This is a genomic window from Treponema putidum, assembly GCF_024401155.1.
Classification (GTDB): Bacteria; Spirochaetota; Spirochaetia; order Treponematales; family Treponemataceae; genus Treponema_B; species Treponema_B putidum.
Genome location: NZ_CP038804.1, coordinates 1794154 through 1814454, shown reverse-complemented (window position 1 = coordinate 1814454; position 20301 = coordinate 1794154). Strand labels below are relative to the sequence as shown.

Here is a 20301-nt window from a genome sequence, read left to right as displayed (position 1 = left end):
ATCGGCTCAATGCTTTTTTTATTTGGAACGCTCTTCAAGAGCATCTATATAAGAAAGGTTTAGCCTTCCGAGTTTATCGATTTCTAAAAGCTTTACAGGTATTTCCTGTCCTTCTTTAAGCACATCCGAAACCTTTTCGACTCTGGAGCGCGAAAGTTTTGAGATATGACAAAGGCCTTCTTTTCCGGGAAGAATTTCGACGAAGGCACCGAAGTCCATAATCTTTTTTACCGTTCCGTCATAAATCATTCCTACTTCGGGGTCACTTGTAATTCCTTTAACGATGAGTTTTGCACCTTTAATATCCGAAGTTCCGTCCTTGCCGTAAATGGTTACGGTACCGTCATTTTCGGTGTTGATTGTTACATTATATTTGTCGGAAATAGCTTTTACATTCTTTCCGCCGGGGCCGATTAGGGCGCCTATCTTGTCTTCGGGTATACTCATCATCTCAACCCTTGGCGCATATTTGGAAAGTTCTGCATTGGGAGAAGAAATACACTGATTCATTATGCCTAGAATATGCATTCTTCCTTCTTTAGCCTGTGCAAGAGCATTTTTCATAATTTCAGGAGAAACGCCTGCAATCTTTATGTCCATCTGAAAACCGGTAATACCGTCGGCAGTTCCTGCAACCTTAAAGTCCATATCGCCTAAGTGATCTTCTTCTCCCAGAATATCTGAAAGAATAGCATAACGGTCATTTCCTTCGGTGATAAGTCCCATGGCAATACCGGCAACCGGCTTTTTCATAGGAACGCCTGCATGAAGCATGGAAAGGGTTCCGGAACATACTGTAGCCATCGAAGAAGAGCCGTTTGATTCCAAGACCTCTGAAACAACACGGACCGTATAGGGGAACTTTTCCCTCTTAGGAACCATCGGGTAAAGGGAGCGGTGTGCAAGGTTTCCGTGCCCGATTTCCCTTCGACCGGTTCCGAGCCTTCCGACCTCTCCTACAGAAAATGGCGGAAAGTTATAGTGAAGGATAAAGTTTTCTCTTCTGTCGCCCTCGATGTCATCATATATTTGTTCGTCAAAGACTGTTCCTATCGTTACGACACCCAAGGACTGAGTTTCGCCCCGTGTAAAGACAGCCGAACCGTGGGGACGGGGAAGGACTCCGATTTCGCAGGTTATGGGACGAATGTCCTTAGTGCCTCTTCCGTCAACACGTAGGCCCTTGTCCAAGATATTGGTCCTTAAAATATTATACTCCATCTCTTCAAAGAGGGCATTAAAAAGTTTAAGCTGAATTTCATCTTCAAGCTGTTCGGTATATTTTTCGGCCAATTCTTTTTTTACCTTATCGGATTCATCGCGCCTTTCCATCTTTGTTGAAAGATAGAGGGTTTTGCTTAAACGGGGGAAGGCCTCATCATAAATTGCCTGCTTATTTTCAAGCTCGGCTTCAAGGGAAACGAGGGGAAGTTTTTCTTTTCCGGCAAGTTCGCGCAAGTCTTCCTGTATCTTGCAAAGAGCCTTGATCATTTCATGAGCTTTTTCCAAGGCCGTAAGCATGACCTCTTCGGAAACTTCGTTAGCGCCGCCCTCGACCATCGTAATGCCCTCTTTTGTTCCGGCAACTACAATTTCCATATCGGCCGTTTCGATTTGGTCAAATGTCGGGTTTATAATGTATTCGCCGTTTTTATAGGCAACACGGGCAGCTGCAACGGGGCCGTCAAAGGGAATATCCGAAATATGAACGGCTGCAGAGCTTGCGATAACTGCAAGGATGTCGGGCGGATTTATCATATCCGTTGAAATGCAGGTAGGAACAAGCTGAATTTCACGTCCGAATTCTTTGTTAAACAAGGGGCGCATAGGCCTGTCTATAAGGCGGGAAACAAGGATTTCCTTATCCTTGGGTCTTCCCTCCCTTTTTATAAAGCCTCCGGGAATTTTTCCGGCTGCATAATATTTTTCGTTATAATCAACCGTTAGGGGGACATAGTCTAAACCTTCCTGAGCCTGTCCCGAGGCACAGATTGTAGCTAAAATTGCGGAACCGGCATATTCCGCATAAATAGAACCGTTGGCCTGTTTTGCCAAATGACCGGTTTCTAAAATTAAATCATGTTCGCCGATTTTATAAGTTACTCTTTTTCTCATCTTCTTCTCTTTGAAAATTTCTTTAAAATTACACCAATTTTAAAATTCAATAAATAAAGATAAAGGTACAAAGACAAGAATTCAAGTCTTCCGTCCTTGCACCTTATCAAACTACTTTCTAAGGTTAAGTTCTTTAAGAATAGTTCTATAACCTTCAATGTCCGTTCGGCGGTAATATTTAAGCAAACTGCGCCTATGACCTACCATGCTGATTAAACCTCTTCGGCTGCCTGCATCTTTAGGATGATCTTTGCAGTGATTTGTCAACTGGTTAATTTTTTCGGTCAATAAGGCAATTTGCACCTTTACATCGCCTGTGTCCTTTTCGCTTGCACCGAATTTCTTTACAATCGATGCTTTTTGTTCTTTAGTAACTGCCATTACTTACTCCTTACAAATAAATTCTATAGTGTCAAAGTTATTAAGGTCTTTTAGGTCAAAACCTTTTAAATCCTTTTCAGGAAAACACAAGAGCAGCCCGTCATCATTTATAAGGCAATGAGCTTCTTGTTCTTGTCTGTTTGTTTTTTGAACCAAGACCCTATATTTTCCGCTTTGCGGAAGAATCTGCGTTATATATGCCCTAGGAGCAAAAATACTGTTTTTGTCCTTTACCTCCCACGGCAAACTTACGAAATCAAATAAAAAAGGATAACCCAAAAGCTCTTTTGCAAGGGAAAAATCCCCTAAACTTACAGCTTCTCTTATAGCACTTGAGCTTACCTTAAGGGAGCCGCTTATGTTTACGGGATCAATGGAATCAAAGCAAAAGCCTTTCTGAGGGGCTATTTTTTTTAAATCAGCCGCCCCCAATCCTCGGCGATATCCGCAGAAAAAATCGCTGCCTACAGCCAAATACTTCATACGGATAGTCTTTATAAGAATATCAAAGAACGCAGTTCCCTCTATTTTAGCAAAACTTGCGGAAAAGTCAATAAGTACAATGAAATGAAAACCTAATTCCTGAAACTTTTTTAATCTTAGCCTGAGAGATGAAACATCTCCCGAATAAGCCTTATTTTTTACTGCTGCCGGAGAGCGGAAAAAAGTTACAAGCCCCGGAACAAGGGCATTTTCGGCTGCATAGTTTAAAACCTGTCTTAAAAGCTTATCATGGCCTTTATGGGGGCCGTCAAAGCCTCCCACACTAATTGCTGTTTCTTTTCCATCGGGGAAAAAATATGAACCTGCTGCAACAGGTTGAGCAGTTTCAACAAGAGCATCCCACGAAATTATCTTAAAATCATCCATTATTACAGAACCGATTATATCTTTTTTTCTATTTTGTTTCAAGCGGAGGGAGGAGGGGTAACAGAGGATGCATTGATTATAAAACATCTTACATAAGATTGACCGGATCGGTATCGACTTCAATGTAGATGCCTGTCATCGGTTTATATTCTTTTACAAAACGGGAGGCGGCATTTTGGATTAGAGGGAAATTTGAAGAGCGGAGCAAAATCTGTTGGCGGTGATTTCCGGCTATCATCGATAGAACACATTCCGAAGGTCCCATTATTTCGGTTTCGTCTTGAGGAGAAATATCGGAATTCTTTTGGGAAGACAGAATATATTTTAGAATGTTTACTGCACCTTCCGCAGCAAGCTCGGCTTTTTTTAAGTCCTTGCTTCTAAAGACCAAACGAATCAGACGCTTAAAGGGCGGAAAATCCAAGAGCTTTCTTTGCCCGAGTTCATACTCATAAAACTTTTCGTACTCGTGATTTTTTGCACAAACAATCGAAGGATGGTTAGGCTTTAGGGTTTGAATAATTACAAGCCCGTCCTCGCTGAACCGTCCCGCCCTTCCGGCTGCCTGAGTGATAAGAGCGAATGACCTTTCGGCGGCTCTAAAGTCGGGCATTTGAAGCCCCGTATCCGCAAGGATAATTCCGACAAGCCTTACTTTCGGAAAATTCAAGCCCTTTGCTATCATCTGCGTTCCGAGGAGGATATCTATTTTCCCCTCCTTAAAATCTTTTAAGCGGTTTTCAAGACTATTCTTTTTGGAAACGGTGTCGGTGTCAACCCTCGCAACGGTACAGTCGGGGAAGGCACGGGAAACTTCTTCTTCTATAAATTCCGTACCTACACCGGCATAGCCTATATCAAGGGAATTACATTCGGGGCAAAGAGAAGGCGGCCTTGCCTGCATCCCGCAATAGTGGCACTTCATTACATTTTCACCTTTATGAAAGGTCATAGGCACGGAACAGTTTTTGCAAAGCATCTCATAGCCGCAGGAACGGCATCTAAAAATATGGGAAAAGCCCCGCCTGTTCAAAAAAAGAATTGTTTGTTTTCCTTCATTTTTGGTTTTGCGGATTTCGCTTATAAGCCTGTCGCTCAAAGCTCCCTTTAAGCCGGAAATATTTTCTATTTCGATTTTAGGGAGGCTGCCGCCTGCAAGTCTTTTTGAAAGGGAAAGGAGCTTGATTTTTTTGTTTTGAATCATATTCCACGCTTCAAGCGATGGAGTTGCAGAGCCCATTACCACGGGGCAATTATGCTTGACGGCCAAGTACATCGCCGTCTGACGGGCATGGTAGCGTGGCACGGAGCCCGACTTATAGGAAGCATCATGTTCTTCATCGATTATGATAAGGCCTATGTTCTCAGCAGGAGCAAAGACGGCACTCCTCGCCCCGACAATCATAAGGGCTTCTCCCCGCCTTATCCTCATCCATTGGTTGAGCCTTTCGCTTCCCGTAAGGCCCGAGTGCAAAACGGCAGCCTGAGAGCCGAAGCGTTTCACTGCCGCACTTATAACCTGATGGGTAAGCCCTATTTCGGGAACAAGGTAGATGACGGCCTTGCCTTCTGCGATTATCTTTTCGGCGGCCTTTAAAAAAACTTCCGTCTTCCCTGAACCGGTTAAGCCGTATAAATAAAAGAATTCTTTTTTGTTTGAGTTTACGATTTTTTCGACGGCATCTTTTTGTTCATCGGAAAGAGAAAAATTCTTATCTTCAAATTCGGCTCCCCATTTTAAGTTTTCAAAAGAAACTTCTCTTTTTCCCGAAGGAAGAATTGCGGAGAGGGCTTCGCCGAAGCTGCATATATAAAAGTGCGAAATCCAAGAGGCAAGTTCTATCTGTGCCTGCCCGAAAATTGTTTCCTTGTCGACCACCCGCTTAATCGGCTTTATTTTATCTTCGCCCACAGGGCTGTCTTTAGGAAACACATCGGATTCTTCTATTATGAAGCCTATCAAATTTCTTGAGCCGAGTTGAACCGAAGCCCTTTTTCCAACAAGGCTTCCGCCGTCTTCTTCTATGTTTTTATAAGTAAAGTTTTGATAAAGGGGAAGATTAAATGCTAGAGTCAGCCATTTTGCCATAGATACCGCCTAGTTTTTCTCACTCAATTTGTTGAGGCAATTCATTGAGACGGGAACGGAAGAGTTTTAAGTCTTCCCATGCAGGGCGTTTTAGATTGACATCTCTCAAAAGGGCACTTGGGTGATAGGTCGCCATCAGCGGAATGTTTTGGTATTCAAAAAACTTGCCGTGCATCTTGCCTATGCCTTCTTGAGTTTCCAAGAGGTTTTGAAGAGCTACCCGCCCGACTACAAGAATCGCCTTAGGCCTTATCAAGGCAATTTGGGCATTTAAATAATTTCTGCACGCAGCCGTTTCATCGGGCAGAGGGTCGCGGTTATTGGGCGGTCTGCACTTTACAACATTTGTGATATAACAATTATGGGTGCGGTATAATTCGATGGCGGCAAGCATCTTATCCAAAAGCTGTCCGGCTTTACCGACAAAGGGGCGGCCTTGTGCATCCTCATCGGCGCCCGGCCCCTCGCCTATGACCATTACTTCTATCTTATTATCAAAATTGGAAAACTCGCAAGGCCCCTCGCCTGCAACCGTGTTATGCCGCCTCTCGCATAGACGGCAGGCCTTACAGGACGCAATTTGAGCATAGACCTTTTCAAGACTTTCAAAACCGCTTTCCGAATCTGCATTGTTTAAAGGAATTGTTAGGCCGGCCGCTCCTTCCGGCTTGGAGAAAGCCGTCTCGGAGATAGCCGACTCGGAGAGAGTCGTCTCCGGGAGAACAGTATCGGCAAAATCGGGATATTCTTCATCCGTTTTAAATCCGGATAAATAATCGGATGCTGTGCGGAAAAACGTGTATAATATTTTTTTTTCTTCGGCTTTCATCGGTACAAACTATTGCCCGCCTATTGCCCGCCGCCTTGAGTACCGCCAGTCTGGGGGCTGTTCATCTTAGCTTTAAGTTCACGTAAGGCCTTGAGGGTTTCGCTGGCATCGCTTCTAGCTACGGCCAAAAAATCGATGAGCTGGGGATATTGCTTTAAAAGCTCGCCCCATTCTTTTAGATCGTTCATTCGGAATTTTGAAGAGGCGGCTGATTTTCCTTCTTCAATCATAAGGTCGGTAAAGACCTTGCTCCTTGCTTTTTCATACTCCGAATAAACATCTCTTATCGTTGTATACAGTTTTAAATCGGGAATAAGAAAATCGGAAGAAAGCTGAACCGAAACAATTTCAATTTCGGTATTCTCCCTGTTTTTTAGGTCTGAAGATATTTTATCGTTAAAGGCCGCATATTGAAATTTCAGCCTTTCATATTCTTCGGGGTTGGATAAAAAATACTCGATAAATTCGTTTGCGGCTTTTTGAGCCGATTCCTCAACTTTTGCCCTAATAAAATCGTCCAAATCGCCTTGGGTTTTTATCGAACCGTTTTTGACAAGGCTTATTAAACTTTCAGGCTTTACGGAAGCCGAAATCTTTAGAGCAAACTTCCAGCGGAAATCGTTTTTTTGTTCCATAACCAAACCGAATTTATCAGCGGAAGGAAGAGCTCCTTCATTTTTATACTCGATTTCTTGGGCTTTTAAATTAAAGATAAGAATTTTTGAATTAGTCGGAACAAGCCTCTCCCACCGCCACATAAACTCGCCCGGAATAATGAGCCTCTCGTGATAGCCTCCCGACTTTGAAAGCATTACGCCGTAAGATCCGGCAGGAACGGAAAACTGCATCCACCCTAAAAAAAAGGCCGTGCCGCCTAAGATAATCAAAACAAAAAACCAAATTAAAAATGAAGTTCTTTTTTTCATAATAAAGGAATAATAGCACAGGAAGCCCGATTTTTCAAGTAGCCGATGACAAATGTACATCCTTGTACATTTGTCATCTTCAAGTTTTAGCCTGCGGCTAAAACTTGCGAGCATGGAACCACCGCCATCCATGGCGGTTAAGGGATGGACATCCTTGTCCATATCATTGTGAAGTTGAGCGTAAGCTAAAGGCTTTGAGCCCCTTGAGGTTAAATAAAAGTTAAACAAAAAGACTTTCTTAAAAAAGTTGTAATTTACGGCGAAAAGTGCTATACTGTACCATAATGACAGACAAACGTACCGATAGCAGATACAATGTTTCGAGGTAATAACCTCCGCTCTGACTCGAAAAGCCCGTAAGGTAACGGGGGTTTATCCCTCCCCCTAATGAGGAGTTAAACAATTATGAAAAAACTTTTAAAGATTTTAACAACAATTGCGGCAGTATTGGCGGCCGCCTTATTAATGGCAACTTGTAAACAATTTATTGACGATCCGGAAGAATTTTTAAGCTACTGGTCTAGCGAAGTTGTCCCTATTAACTTCAGTATCAATGAGTCCTCTCAAAAGAGTAATGACGGAGCGCTGTGCATACCCTCTGCAAATGACGTAACGCTTACAATTAAATTGCGTAATCCCAAAAACTTTACTCTCGTTACGCCGACCTCTTCCGCCGATGCGGGAAAGATTATCAATTTTCCCGGGTTTCCTTCAGATCAGCAGCCTGAATACAATACGGACTACACCTTTACACAGACAGGCGATATGCTCGAACTCACATACAAAGATACATTTTTAAAGGCGCACGAATGGAGTAACGGCGGCATAGGACCCGAAATTACCCTTATTTCGACGGACGGCAGAAAATTCAGTAAAAAGTTCAGTCTGAATATTGAAGCCAATACGCCTCCGCCCGAAATCAGCGATATAACGATAGCAAGAAATGGGGAACATTATGTTTTGTGCTTTAAAGTGCAAGATACGGATATGGGGACAATCATAACAGGCGGAAACCTGCACAAAGATTTAGGCCTTGTCATTACTAAAGAAGGCGAAGAGCCAAAGAAAATACCGCTTCCCATAGTAAGTTCCGGATTTGCTGTAAACCCGGCTGACGGACTTTTGTCGTTAGCTTCGCAGATTATTGCCCCTGTTCCTTTAGGAACCTGGAAGGTCTATTTTAAAACCGATACGAAACTTACGGCGAGCACACTCCCCCAAAAATACACAGTACGGCTGATTGACAGAAAAGGCCTTTCTTCGACGCCAAAAGAAGCGGAAACCTTAGGCTATATCGCAAGCGGAAGCTCTGCAACTGATGCATGGAAAAATCTAAAACAAGCCGTCGAAAGTGCAGAGGCTGGCGGCGTTATAACCGTCATGGGTGAAGTTAAAGCCACAAACGCTACCGGCAACTACGGCGCTATCAGTGTAAAGAGAAAGATTACCATAAGAAGAGGCGGGGGGATGACCTGCGAACTCAATGCCGATAAGAACAACAGCAGCAAACCCAAACATCGTATCTTTACCGTTGAAAACGGCGGAGAATTGATGCTTGAAAACATTACGCTCACAGCCGGTATGGCAACAGGAGCTTCTACTGCTCCACTTGAGGAAAAATGCGGCGGCGGCATATTTGTCAAAGAGGGAGGCAAGGCGAAACTTAAAAACTGCACTATTAAAAACTGTAAGGCAGATAAATTCGGCGGCGGCATTTGTTCAGAAGGCGAGCTGACCTTAGACGGCGGCACTATCGGCGGTTCTTTACCCAATGCCAACAAAGCAATGCTAGGCGGCGGTATCTGCATACAGAAAAACGGAAGTCTTACGCTTAAAACTACGACTATAAGCAGAAACGAAGCCGACTATGGCGGAGCTATTTGCGTTCGCGAATCAGGCTCGGTAAGTATGGAAAGCGGTTCTCTTATGACAAATACGGCAAGCATTTCAGGCGGCGGCGTAGATGTTGATGATAGTGCGTCGTTTAAGATGACAGGTGGTGAAATAAAAACCAATGAGGCAAACAGCGGCGGAGGAGGCGTATACGCTCATTCGGGCACTTTTACGCTTTCCGACATAGCCTCTATTGAAAGTAATACCGCCAAAGGACGAAACGGCGGCGGCATCTACGTCGATTCAACTGGAACCCTTGTGATAAAAGGCGGTTCGATAAAATTGAATATGGCGACAAAGACCACAGGCGGTGTCGGTAATGGCGGCGGCGTGTATGTGTACGGATACGGTGATTTTAAGGGAAAGCTTAATATGATAGGCGGCAGCATAGAAGGAAACGGTGCAGGAAAGGAAGGCAGCAATTACTATGGATCGGGCGGCGGTGTGTACATTGACGGTGGCACATTCACTATGACAGGCGGCGAAATTAAAACCAATAACGCCAAAAACGGCGGCGGCGTTGCACTCGATGAGGGCGGAACCCTGGAGCTTTCCGGCAGCGGCAAAATCATCAACAACACTGCGGCCAGCGGGGGCGGCGGCGTGTGTGTGGATGCAAACGGTACATTTAAGATGCATGGCGGCACAATTGAGAATAATACAAGCACTCTGGGAAAGGGCGTTTATGTAGCAGGTGGTGATGGCACTCCGGCCATGCTAGACGCTGACTTTATCATGGGAGGCGAAGCCTGTGTCGGAAACTGGGTTGCCGGTACCCTGCAAGACGGAAATGATGTGTATTTAGGAGAAAATCTTCACGGCGGCGAGCTTGTCAGTATAGAAATTGACAAAGATAATCCTATAACAAAATCGAAGGTTGCCTGTATTACTCCGAAATCCTATGGTGCCGGCGAAACGGTACTAATGATGTCGGACACCTCTTCAGTAAAAGATTATGTGAATAAGTTTACCGTAACCCCGGAAACCACCGGCGGTAATACACACTATTGGAAAGTAAACGACTACGGTCAATTGAAAATGGAGTAACAATGATGGGTAATTGGTAATTGCCTTAATTACAAATTACCAATTAAAAAAACTTTGACGAGGAGGAATATATGACAAAATTTAAAACTCACAAAAACAATAAGGCAAAAACCTTTACAGTTAAGGGAGCCGCGGCAATCAGAGCTGTTTATTTCTTAGGTTCATAAAAACCTTTATACCATTATATTTGTAGGAATTATTTGAAAAAAATAGTAAATTAGAAAAATATTTTTATAAATTGGATTAAACTAAAAATTTGATAACAATGCGGGTTCTTAGGGGCGCAGCCCATAAGCGGAATTTTGGAGAAAGGAGGGGTTATAGGGGAGGTACAACCAACGAAGTTTCAAGGTGAAACACCTTTCTTCCGAAAAAGGGCCTTAGCCTCGAAGCTTTGCCGGCTGTACCTCCCCTAATTTACAGTTTTTCAATCTCTTCTTTGGGAAGGCCTGTAACCTGCATAATTTTTTGTATCGAATCTCCCAACTGTTTTAATATTTTAGCTGTTTCTCGCTTAGTTTCATAAATACCTTTATACCTAGCGTCCATCTCAAAAGTAGACATTAACCTGTATTCTTGTCTTGCTTGTTCATTTTGTTTTACTGTTTGTATCATTTCTTCTATCCTCCTTGTGAATTCACTTTTCGCCTTACCTGTTTTGAGGTATTCTAAAAATTCTTTTAAATCCTTATCTTCTGTACTTTTAAAAGCCTCCGAATTTATTATAACCTTTTTTGTTCCATCTTGTAAAGATATGTTTTTATCTTCAATGCAGATATTTTCAAAGGTATAAATAGGCTTATTTTTCCAGATAGCATCAAAAGTGCAAATAAAAATTATAAAGCTGTCATTTAAATCGTTATAGAAATTCCCCTTATCCAAGAACGAAATATCAATGGCCGCTTGGTAGAACCGCATTCGTTTCGGTATATTCTTCTCATTGCTTACCTGCATTTCCACATCGTAGAATTTACCGTTTTCTGTTTGCACTAAAACATCAAACCTTACGGATTTAGCTTGTTCATAGGTGTTAATACTATGCTGTACCGATATATATGCAATTTTACCTATTTTATCGGACAATATCATATCGATGAGCCTTTTACACAAATCCGAATTTTGCATGACCTTACAAAACATAAAATCGTCCTGTAATGTTAAATCTTCAAATCTTTTTACTATTTTTTTCTCCTAATTTTTTATTTTTCCTCCATGAAAAACTTTTTTCAGCAAATATCAATTTGCGAAAAAAGTTTTTTCACGCAGTTTGTTTACAAACTGCATATAATAATGCGACGTTTGCCGAAAGGCAAACTCGGCAGATAAACAGTGAGGCTGAATTCCTGCCGAACTGTTTATCATACCTCCCCATTATATTTGTAGGATTTATTTGAAAAAAATAGTAAGGCTAGAAAAATATTTTTGTAATCGATGCAGTTTTAAAAATTCCTTTACGACCTTTGTGCTCGTTGCGGTTAAATTAAAAAACTTGCTCTTACAAAAATGCAGTAAGTGTGATATAATCTAAGGAGGTTTGCTATGAGTACTTCAAATAGAAAATACAAAGACTCAGTGTTCGTAGACCTTTTTAGTGAAGACGAAAAGGCAAAGGAAAACTTTTTATCGCTTTATAATGCCTTGCACGGTACGAATCTACAGCTTTCTTGTCCTGTAGAAAATATAAGACTTGATAATGTCATATATATGAACATAATAAACGATGTTTCCTGCCTTGTAGATGGTAAAATTATCGTATTAGCTGAACATCAGTCAACTATAAATGAGAATATGCCCAGTCAAGGAATGTACTTCCGTGTACATTCCTTGACTTCGAGTTTTAGGCTTACAGCCTAAAACATCGTGTACTTGCGGCTTTTACAGTGTACGTGCCGTAGTGCCGTAACCTTAATTAAAGAAGACCGGGTTCTTAGGACGGAGCCCTAAGCAGTGCGGGAAGAAGAGAGAGGGTTTTAGGGAGAGAGAGGAAACCTTGCTCTGAACGAGGTGTCCTCTCTCTCCCTAAGAGAGCGGCTTTACCAATGCGGTAAAGATATGCATAGAAAAAGGCATATTAAGAGAATACTTACAGCGAAAATCACGGGAGGTAATAAATATGTTAGTAGCAGAATACGATTACGATACGGATATTGCGGTACAGAGAGCTGAAGAAAGACGAATAGCTTTCGCCGACGGTTCGTACCAAACAAAACTTGAAACGGCAAAAAACTTAATCGGGTTAAGATTGTCAATTGAAGATATAGCACAAGCTACCGGTCTCAGTAAAGAAGAAGTGGAAGCGATTAATTAATTGGTAATGAGTAATTCCCTCTAATTCCTTTTGACAAAGATTTATAATGAGGATATAATTGCAGTGTATGAATAAGGCTATATCCGTTTTAAATAAAAGCAATCCCATCTCTGCCGAGCAAGTATTGGAGCTTATTCTTGAGGCTTTAAGAGAGCTGGTCGATTATGAGCTTGCCGTTGTGATGGGCTTTGAAGATAAAAATGTTCTAAGGGTAAGAAAGGCCATAGGTCCGCTTTCTTCAAAATTACTGGACGATTTTACGATTAACTTAAATATGCGCAAAGACATCGCCCGAATTTTAGATGAACGAAAGGCTTTTTTGTTTGATGAAAATATTCCCCATGTCGACACCTATGACGAAATAATGAAGCTGCCCGAAAATCATTCTTGTTTGGTGGCACCCCTTTACATAGGAGATAAGGCCATCGGAATGATGACCTTGGATCATAGAATGTGTTCCCGATTTACGCCTGAAATCGTGCGTTTTATATCTACAATTTCAAAACTTATTTCCGTTGCCTTGGTTCAAACGGATGCCTCCCAATCCCTTATTAAAAAAACCGAAAGCCTCTTGCTGGAACGAAATGTTTTGCTCCATTCTTCGACAGATGTTTTTAAGAATATGGTCGGAACTTCCAGGGCTTGGACTACGGTTTTGGATTCGATAAAACTGGTTGCGGCCTCTGATGTGCCGGTTTTAATTTCGGGAGAAACGGGAACGGGAAAGGAACAAGCCGCCCGCACCATTCACAGGCTTTCCAACAGGGCTGAAAAACCTTTTGTGCCGGTAAACTGTTCTGCCCTTGTACAGAGCCTTGCCGAAAGTGAAATCTTCGGGCATGAGAAGGGCGCCTTTTCGGGAGCTTCGGCCTTGCGTAAGGGGCGGTTTGAACTTGCCGACGGAGGAACCCTCTTTTTGGACGAGGTAGGGGATTTACCCTTTGATTTACAGCCTAAACTTTTGCGTGTTCTCCAAGATGGAAAATTCGAGCGTGTCGGCGGGGAAAAGCCCGTTTCTGTGGATGTGCGCATAATTGCCGCAACCAATGTCGATTTGGCCGAGGCTGTTTCGATGGGACGTTTCCGTGAAGACCTTCTTTACCGTCTGGACGTTTTTCCTCTAAGGCTTCCGCCTTTGAGAGAGAGAGGGGACGATACGGCCCTTTTAGCCGAGCATTTTATTTCGGATATACGCAAAAGGAAGGGCTTTGAAAATACCGGCCTTTCGATGGCGGCTATTGAAAAGCTGATGTCTATGCCATGGCATGGAAATGTCCGCGAGCTTAAAAACGTTGTAGAACGTGCTGCAATTCTTTCGCAAGGCGGAGAAATCCCTGCCGAACACTTGGTACCGGGAACAAGAGAATTCTATATTTCAAACGCTGCGAAAAAGCCCCTAAAGCCTGCCGGCAATAAAGAGGCCGAAAAAGGCAGGGTTTTGCCTGAAGATATTAAACCTTTTGATGAGGCTCAAGTTGAAATTATCCAAAAAGCCCTTTTAGCCTCAAACGGAAAAATTTACGGCAAAGACGGAGCCGCCGCCCTTTTAAACCTAAAACCGGGAACCCTTCAAAGCAAGATGAAAAAGCTGGGAATTAAGTATTAGGGCATAAAAAAAGCCGATTAAGTTATCTTGTTTATATACAAGATTACTTAATCGGCTTTTAGCGGCTCTTAGCGGGACCGGAGGGACTCGAACCCCCTACCTACTGCTTAGAAGGCAGTTGCTCTATCCTGATGAGCTACGATCCCAAGGTTTTAAGGATCGGGATGGAGGGATTTGAACCCCCGATCTTCTGGTCCCAAACCAGACGCCTTAGCCCCTAGGCTACATCCCGATGCGAGTGAACATAATACGCAAAACCGGAATGAATGTCAAGGCCTTGGGGCAAAGGTTTTATAATTTGATTTTTACACCAAGTCTCCCATTTATAGATTTAGCTAAATCAGGCATATTAGATGATGAAATATCTCCCGAAGAAGTATTATCACCGATTTTTGTTGACCACTTACCGGATACGGGTTTATAGTATGTATCCGAAATACCGGCATACATTCCGATTTTATTGGTAAACATAAATGAAGCTGTAAGATTGATGCCTGCTCCTATGTTAAAGAATTTATGAGTGGTACTAGCACTTCCTGATGCCCAGTTGAATACTGAGCCGCCGAATGCCAGGCCGCCTCCTAAAAAGAGATCAAAGACGTTTCCGGGTTTAAATATATAGCCTACACCAAGCATTGTATCATTTACAAAGGTGCTGTTAAAAGCAAAAGTCGTGTTTGCAAAGACAGCCCAGTTTTTTGGAAGGGGATAAGAGATTCCCAGATTAACCCCGAATAAGCCTTTTGATTTTATCCCTTGATACTTAAAACCGTCCGATTTGGTATTATTGCTAAACGTGTGCAATTGATGATTTGTATAAGCCGCTCCGGCTTCCAAATTTAAACCCGTTGATTTTGCCGTCAGCATACCTGTAAAAACCAAGGCAAAAACAAGACAAACAAAAACTATTTTTCTGTTCATAAAATTCCTCCAAATGAGTAAAATTGTATTATAAAATACTTATATTGTTTCCAAGTATCCAATAATTCTTAAAAATAGTCAAGCTGTACATTAAATGTTTATCGAAAACTTTTTTTTCATCCGGCTGAAGATATCGGCGATGCGTTCTTCTTCGGCTTGGGCATCGGGCTCGTGGTATTCGACAAGGTCGGAAGGAATTTCGTCCAAAAAGGGAGAAGGGGTACATTCGGCTATGCCGCCCTGCTTCCGTCTTTGCTTGCAGCTTGTGATAAAAAGTTTTTGTTGAGCTCTTGTGATGGCGACATAAAAAAGGCGGCGCTCTTCTTCGACGTCTCCGTCATTTTCTTCGACACTCCTTGCATGGGGAATAAGGCCGTCTTCCGCTCCCGCAATAAAGACCACGGGAAATTCCAGACCCTTTGAGGAATGAATGGTCATAATGTTTACCTCGCCCTTTTCTTCTTCGGTATCGTCACGGGTTAAAAGAGTAATGCGGTTAAGATAATCGTAAAGGCTTCCGTCCCAGTTGTCGGGATTATTTTCCCAATCATCCATCGAGTGCAAAAAACTTTCTATATTCATCATTTTAAATTGAGCTGCCTTTTCACTTTTTTGGTATTCGGTGATAAGGTATTCGTTATAGGCGATGTCGTCCAAGAGCTTTCTAACCTTTTGAGCAAGGCCCTTCCCCGAAAGAAGCTGTGTGCGGTGTGAACTTATAAGCTCGGCAAATTCTTTTAAGTCATCGATGCTCTTCCCCCTCATATCTTCAGGCGGGTTTTCAAGAAGAAGGCGGATTGAAGTCCTCATTGAACAAGAATTTTCCGTTGCAAGAGCGGAAAGGGTTTCAAGTGTTTTTTTCCCTATGCCTCGCCTTGGCGTATTTATAATGCGCAAAAGATTTACGTCATCGTCGGGGTTTGCAATAACACGTAAATAGCTTATAAGGTCTTTTATTTCCTTCCGCTGAAAAAAACTTGTTCCCCCCGACATCCTATACGGAATGTTTACTTCCAAAAAGGATTCTTCCAATGGGCGGCTTAAACTGTTGGCACGGATTAAAACTCCGAAGTCTGAATACTTAAAGCCTTCTCTTTGTTTTAAGCTTAAAATCATATCCGAAATAAAATCGGCTTCCGCAGCCTCGTTTTCGGGAATAAAAATTTCGATGGGGCGCCCTGAATCTTTTTCTGACCAAAGAGCTTTTACCTTGCGGTTTAGGTTATGAGAGATTACACCGTTTGCGGCAGCCAAAATTGTCCCTGTTGAACGGTAGTTTTGTTCAAGTTTTATTTCAATCATTTCGGGAAAGTCTTTTTCAAAGTTGCGTATATTTTCAAAACTGGCACCCCGCCAAGAATAAATAGATTGATCGTCATCGCCTACTACGCAGATATTTTTGTCGGCGATGAGCTTCATAAAATTATATTGCTGTGTGCTGGTATCCTGAAATTCGTCAACCATTATGTATCGGTATCTGTCCCGATATTCCGCCAAGACTTCGGGGTGTTCTTTAAATATTTTTATAGGAAGCATTATAAGGTCATCAAAGTCTACCGCATTATAAAGTTTAAGCCCTTCCTGATATTCTTTATAAAGAGCCTTGTACGAATCATGTTCGTTTGTCCAATCCTTTCTTCCCATTTTGATATTGGAAAAAAGAATACCTACCTTATAAACATCCAAAGCATCTGCCGAGAATTTAAGTTCTCTTCCACATTCTTTAATCAGCTGATTGCGGTCGGTTTCGTCATAAATACTGAAATTACTTCTCCAGCCTATTTTGTCAATGTGGGAACGCAGAACCTTAACCCCAAAAGCGTGAAAGGTGCTGACAGTCAGGTTTTGAAGTTTTTTGCCGGTAAGCTCTTTTATCCTTTCCTCCATTTCCTTGGCAGCCTTATTGGTAAAGGTAAGAGCCAAAATCTGAGACTGGGGAATCCCCTTGTCGAGCATGTGTGCAATTCTAAAAGTGATAACGCGTGTTTTCCCCGAACCGGCTCCCGCTATTATAAGCACGGGTCCGTTAATCGTAGTAACGGCTTTAAACTGTTCGGGATTAAGGCCTTCAGTAAATTCATTCATAATGCTTTATTTGTTTCCCCTATTTACAATAGAATAGACAATAACATTATATCCGAGGGCCTAATCCCCCTAATCCGGCTTGCCTGACCTATGGTTTCGGGGCGCACTTCTTTTAGGCGGGTACGCGACTCGGTAGAAAGGCCCGAAACGGCATCATAATCAAAATCGGCAGGAATTTTAGTGTTTTCCATACGCTTGACCTTGGCTATCTTCCTGTTTTGAACGGCTATGTAGTGTTCATACCTTATTTCAAGCTCGGCCGATTCTAAAAGTTCTGCGCTGTAAGCCTTAGAATTTTCATCTATTGAGCATATACATTCAAGGGAAACTTGAGGGTCATGGAGGGCATCGGCAAGGCTCTTCCCGATATGGTTTTTAAGTTCGGGGTTTTCTGCAATGAGTTCCCTCGTAATCTTTATATCCTTCCATAGAGATATTATTTTTTCTTTGGTTAAAAGTTTTTCCTTTAGGCGGTCAGAAGCCTCCTTAGTTTGAAGCCCTATTTGATAAGCCCTTTCCGTGAGCCTTTCGTCGGCTGTGTCATGCCTCAGGTTCAACCTGTACTCTGCACGGGCTGTAAACATCCGGTAAGGCTCATCCACTCCCTGAGTTACTAGGTCATCTATCATAACGCCTATGTAGGCCTCATCCCTCTTTAACACAAATGGAACATATTTTTCGTCCTTAAATTTTAGAGAACGCGAAAAAAGAGCTGCGTTTATACCGGCGATTATGCCCTGACCTCCGGCTTCTTCATAGCCTGAGGTTCCGTTTATCTGTCCTGCCAAAAAGAGGCCTTCAATACGGCGGGTTTGAAGACCCGATGAAAGTTGGATCGGCGAAACATAGGCATAGTCTACGGCATAGGCGGGGCGGGTGATAATTACCTCCTTAAAGCACGGAATGGTTCTTATCATTCTGTCCTGCACGTCTTCGGGAAGGGAGGAAGAAAGCCCGTTTATATAAAGCTCTTCCGTGTTTAAGCCTTCCGGTTCTATGTAGACATGGTGGCGGTCCCTTTCGGGGAATTTTTTAATCTTATCTTCGATGGAGGGGCAGTAGCGGGCTCCAGTCCCCGTTATTCTACCTGAAAAAAGAGCTGCCCTGTGAAGGTTTTCCCTTATTATATTATGGGTTTCCTGATTGGTGTGTGTTATATAGCATTTTGCATAGGGCCTATGTATTTCCGCATTTGAAAAAGAAAAGGGGCGCATAATCTCATCGGCTTCCTGCTCTTCGGTAAGGGAGGAATCGAAGGAGCGGCGGAGGATACGCATGGGTGTTCCCGTTTTAAGCCTGCCCACTGTAAAGCCCTTCTTTGCAAGGGCGGAGCCTAGCCCTATGGCAGCTCTTTCGCCAAGCCTTCCGTCGGGAGATTCGTATTCGCCTATGTAAATTCTGCCTTCCATAAAGGTGCCGGTTGCAAGGACTACCGCCTTAGCCGAAAATTCCCTCCCTCTTTCCGTCTTTACATATTGAACACTTCCCTTTTCTACATAGCCCGACTCATTTGTGTTTGAAGAAACTATATCGATAACGGTGTCCTGAAAAACATGGAGGTTCTTTTCAAGCTCTATTGCGTGCTTTGCCAGTTGAGAATAAAGGAATTTGTCGGCTTGAACCCTCGGTGCTTGAACTGCCGGCCCCCGGCTCTTGTTTAAGAGCCTGTACTGAATCATCGAGGCATCTGCAAGCTTCCCCATTTCGCCGCCGAGGGCGTCTATCTCGCGGACTATGTTTCCCTTGGAGATGCCGCCTATCGAAGGGTTGCATGAAAGGCGGCCTGCACTGTCGAGAGTCTGGGTAATCAAGAGGACAGCTTCCCCCATTCTGGCGGAAGCTAGGGCGGCTTCAATGCCTGCATGTCCTGCTCCTACGACGATTACATCATAATCTGAAAATCTATACATTTACTTGTAAAACTCTTATTTGTAAAATTCTGCAAAGGCCTTGGTAATATATTCTTGATCTTCGGTGCCTCCCAATTCCCGCACCGAATGCATACCTAAGATGGGGTTTCCGATATCGACGCTCTTTATGTTAAGGTTAGAAACGGAAATCGGGCCTATAGTCGAGCCGCCGGCCATATCGGAGCGGTTTACAAAGTTTTGACAAGGTACTCCCGCCCTTGCACAGATATCCCTAAAGATTGCAGCAGATATGCCGTCGGTAGTATAGCTCATAGAGGCAGCTACCTTAATTGCGGGGCCCTTGTTCATAAGCGGGAAGTTTGTAATATCGTTTTTTTCCGTATAGTTGGGATGAATGGCATGTGCCTGATCCGCAGAGATTAAAAAGGATTTTGCCAAGGCTTTTTGCAATTCTTCAAAGGCGTTTCCCTTTGCTGCGCTTACGATTATTCTTTGCAATGTATCGTGGAGGAAGGGGCTGCCCGCTCCTTGTGCTGTCTTTGAGCCGACTTCTTCGTTGTCAAAGATAGCGGCAACCTGCACAAAGTTTGAAGGGAGGGCATCGCCTAGGGCATCGATTGAAGCACAGGCCATTCCAAGATTGTCTATTCTTCCTACGGAGAAAAACTCATCATTTGCTCCGACAAAGCAGCCGGGCTGCCTGTCATAGAGGTAGAGGTCAAAGTCCAAAATCTTGTCAACCGTTACTCCGGCTTCTTCGGCGATAAGGTTCATCAAAAAGCCCTTTTCTTCAAGTTTTTCGTTTATTAAAGCGATTAAGGGGAGGGTGTCTTTTTGCTTGTTGAATTTATAGCCGTCATTTATCTCCCTATTCATGTGAATGGCAAGGCTCGGAATTGTCAAAAGGTTTTTATCAAAGTTGATAAGTTTTACTTCAGGTTTTAAAAGGTCATCGGTTTTTATGATAACCCTTCCTGCAGCCGAAAGGGGCCTGTCAAACCATGTTGAAAGAATTACTCCTCCGTAGCCTTCGGTGTTTAGTTTTAGATAGTGATTGTTTACCTTAATTTCGGGATTGGGCTTTATGCGGAAAGTAGGGGAATCGCTGTGGCTTCCTACAATCCTAAAACCGTTTTCGGCATTGCCGGACTTGGGCATTTGCCATGCTATTAAAGCGCTTCCGTTATTTGTTACAAAATATCTTCCTTGAGGTTTTAACTCAAAGCTGTCTTCTCTTTTTAAATGAACAAAGCCCTTTGCTTCTAAAAATTCGCCTGCATTTTTTATTGCATGGTAAACCGATGGGCTCTTGTCGATGAACTTCATCAATGCTTCCGCTTTTTTCATATTCTAAGCTCCT

13 protein-coding genes, 2 tRNA genes and 1 pseudogene are annotated in these 20301 nt (G+C 42.9%); 3 read left to right on the top strand and 13 right to left on the bottom strand.

Annotation, left to right across the window (positions count from 1 at the left end):
* Positions 1–18 precede the first annotated feature (18 nt).
* The 6 genes from pnp to E4N74_RS08385 form a co-directional block, all read right to left on the bottom strand.
* A complete protein-coding gene (gene pnp, locus E4N74_RS08410) occupies positions 19–2115 on the bottom strand; it encodes a polyribonucleotide nucleotidyltransferase (protein WP_255804957.1) in 2097 nt (698 codons plus the stop codon).
* 111 nt (positions 2116–2226) lie between these two features.
* A complete protein-coding gene (gene rpsO / locus E4N74_RS08405) occupies positions 2227–2496 on the bottom strand; it encodes a 30S ribosomal protein S15 (protein WP_002671840.1) in 270 nt (89 codons plus the stop codon).
* Between the two features lie 3 nt (positions 2497–2499).
* The gene (locus E4N74_RS08400) at positions 2500–3366 is read right to left on the bottom strand and encodes an FAD synthetase family protein (protein WP_044979663.1); all 867 of its coding nucleotides are present in this window, start codon (positions 3364–3366) and stop codon (positions 2500–2502) included.
* 88 nt (positions 3367–3454) lie between these two features.
* The gene (priA, locus tag E4N74_RS08395) at positions 3455–5455 is read right to left on the bottom strand and encodes a replication restart helicase PriA (RefSeq protein ID WP_255817222.1); all 2001 of its coding nucleotides are present in this window, start codon (positions 5453–5455) and stop codon (positions 3455–3457) included.
* A 19-nt stretch (positions 5456–5474) separates the two neighbouring features.
* Positions 5475–6284, bottom strand: a complete 810-nt coding sequence (locus E4N74_RS08390; RefSeq protein WP_255817221.1) for a uracil-DNA glycosylase — start codon at positions 6282–6284, stop codon at positions 5475–5477.
* 20 nt (positions 6285–6304) lie between these two features.
* Positions 6305–7210, bottom strand: coding sequence for an SPFH domain-containing protein (locus tag E4N74_RS08385; protein ID WP_338113392.1), 906 nt, complete (start codon positions 7208–7210; stop codon positions 6305–6307).
* A 405-nt stretch (positions 7211–7615) separates the two neighbouring features.
* Between E4N74_RS08385 and E4N74_RS08380 the strand changes: the two genes are divergently transcribed.
* Positions 7616–10150 carry a right-handed parallel beta-helix repeat-containing protein gene (locus E4N74_RS08380; protein WP_255817219.1) on the top strand — a complete coding sequence of 845 codons (2535 nt, stop codon included), beginning with the start codon at positions 7616–7618 and terminating at the stop codon, positions 10148–10150.
* A gap of 417 nt (positions 10151–10567) precedes the next feature.
* Here E4N74_RS08380 and E4N74_RS08375 read toward each other — a convergent pair whose 3' ends face one another.
* A complete protein-coding gene (locus E4N74_RS08375; protein ID WP_255819328.1) occupies positions 10568–11332 on the bottom strand; it encodes an Rpn family recombination-promoting nuclease/putative transposase in 765 nt (254 codons plus the stop codon).
* Between the two features lie 357 nt (positions 11333–11689).
* Between E4N74_RS08375 and E4N74_RS12920 the strand changes: the two are divergent.
* A pseudogene (locus E4N74_RS12920) lies at positions 11690–12458 on the top strand (nuclease/transposase family protein).
* 67 nt (positions 12459–12525) lie between these two features.
* A complete protein-coding gene (locus E4N74_RS08360) occupies positions 12526–14064 on the top strand; it encodes a sigma-54-dependent Fis family transcriptional regulator (RefSeq protein ID WP_255804950.1) in 1539 nt (512 codons plus the stop codon).
* A 72-nt stretch (positions 14065–14136) separates the two neighbouring features.
* Here E4N74_RS08360 and E4N74_RS08355 read toward each other — a convergent pair.
* From E4N74_RS08355 to E4N74_RS08330, 6 genes are all read right to left on the bottom strand, one after another.
* A tRNA-Arg gene (locus E4N74_RS08355) sits at positions 14137–14210 on the bottom strand.
* 13 nt (positions 14211–14223) lie between these two features.
* Positions 14224–14296, bottom strand: a tRNA-Pro gene (locus tag E4N74_RS08350).
* A gap of 59 nt (positions 14297–14355) precedes the next feature.
* Positions 14356–14985, bottom strand: coding sequence for a DUF2715 domain-containing protein (locus tag E4N74_RS08345; protein ID WP_255804949.1), 630 nt, complete (start codon positions 14983–14985; stop codon positions 14356–14358).
* A gap of 90 nt (positions 14986–15075) precedes the next feature.
* Entirely contained in the window at positions 15076–17070 is a 1995-nt protein-coding gene (locus tag E4N74_RS08340; RefSeq protein ID WP_255817218.1) for an ATP-dependent helicase, read from the bottom strand.
* Positions 17071–17093: 23 nt separating this feature from the next.
* Positions 17094–18980 (bottom strand): tRNA uridine-5-carboxymethylaminomethyl(34) synthesis enzyme MnmG, encoded by a 1887-nt coding sequence (gene mnmG / locus E4N74_RS08335; protein ID WP_255817217.1) that lies wholly within the window; start codon positions 18978–18980, stop codon positions 17094–17096.
* 15 nt (positions 18981–18995) lie between these two features.
* Positions 18996–20288, bottom strand: coding sequence for a M18 family aminopeptidase (locus E4N74_RS08330; RefSeq protein WP_255817216.1), 1293 nt, complete (start codon positions 20286–20288; stop codon positions 18996–18998).
* Between the last annotated feature and the right edge of the window lie 13 nt (positions 20289–20301).